3 protein-coding genes are annotated in these 1,251 nt (G+C 49.4%); all 3 read right to left on the minus strand.

Annotated elements, in window-relative coordinates; translation table 11 throughout:
* The coding region (locus tag D180_RS00740) for an RHS repeat domain-containing protein (protein WP_043090242.1) at positions 1–205 on the minus strand (205 nt) is incomplete at its 3' end.
* Positions 206–330: 125 nt separating this feature from the next.
* The gene (locus D180_RS23645) at positions 331–747 is read right to left on the minus strand and encodes a hypothetical protein (protein ID WP_157835385.1); all 417 of its coding nucleotides are present in this window, start codon (positions 745–747) and stop codon (positions 331–333) included.
* 61 nt (positions 748–808) lie between these two features.
* The coding region (locus tag D180_RS24755; RefSeq protein WP_157835386.1) for an RHS repeat-associated core domain-containing protein at positions 809–1,251 on the minus strand (443 nt) is incomplete at its 5' end.

Raw genomic sequence — 1,251 nt, forward strand, 5'->3', positions numbered from 1 at the left:
CCTGCGGGGCGAAGCTGCCGGTCTGCGCCACCAGCCGGCCCAGTTGGTCATAGCCATAGCCGATCTCGCCCAGGGCCGTGCCGTCCGGCTTGAGCCAGGCGATGCCGGTGGTCTGGTTGGCGGTGTTGTAGGCGTACCCGGTCTTGACGCCGTTGGGCAGCGTGGTCTCGGTGAGGCGATCGGCGGCGTCGTAATCGAACGCCACGGTCTCACTCCCCTGCAGCAGGCCGCGCAAGCGGTCGTGGGCACGCTGTACATGCCGCTAACAAGCAGCCGAAGCCGGCAGGCTTGCCGTTCCTTGCTTGATCCAAACAACTGCTTGCACGCAGCTTATAAACATTCATCTTCAACCATAGAAAAGTCTTTTAACTTCCTTGATGCTTGTAAATTTCCATTAATAGCAGCACTTTTCAACCACGCTAATGCCGCTATCTTGGATTCGCAGTCCGTCTTGTCCTTAAGACCAAACCACATATTATATTGCGCAACAGGAAATCCTCTAACCGCCGCAAACAGCAACCAATACTTTGCCCTACCTTTATCATCTATAGAAGAAAAATGGGAATACAGTCTATAGGCTGCAGCCTCATCTCCATTTCCCGCCCGAATCATAAATCGATTAATCTGCACAGCATCCAAAACCATTCCGCTATCTAGAGAACGTGCATTCTCATCCAGAACGGAAGGTTGCGGAAGCGGTGGTGGCAGTAATTTTTCTTGACATTGCAATCCTCCGCTATAAATCATAATAAAAAAATAAATAATCGCCTAATAGCGCCCATCATTTACTCCCTGGATAAAAATAAATTCATTTTCCAGGATTGGCCTTATCTCTTTTTCCTTCAGGCGTTTTTCCATACCTCCCCTGATATGGAGCAATTGCATTATTAGCAGTCCATACATATAGATCAGTAGCCTGTACCGGAATATACAAAACATCTGCAATTTTTTTTACAGGAGCAGGATTTCCATTTAACTCCGCTCCCGCACGACAAGAATATCGTGAACGAATCAACTGCATGCCACCATAATTATCTATATGCTCCCCAAGCGGGACATAATTTACATCAACCAATCCTAATGGATCAGTGAGGACCACCGGGCTACCACGCACATAAGCATATGGATTTACTCCGCCAGCCAATCCAATCGGGTCCTCACTCAGGAACCGCCCTAAACTGGGGGCGTAATACCGTGCTCGATAATAGTAGAGTCCGCTCGCATCCCGCTCCCGCCCCGTGTACTGATACG

Source organism: Xanthomonas sp. SHU 166, assembly GCF_000364685.1.
Taxonomy (GTDB): Bacteria; Pseudomonadota; Gammaproteobacteria; order Xanthomonadales; family Xanthomonadaceae; genus Xanthomonas_A; species Xanthomonas_A sontii.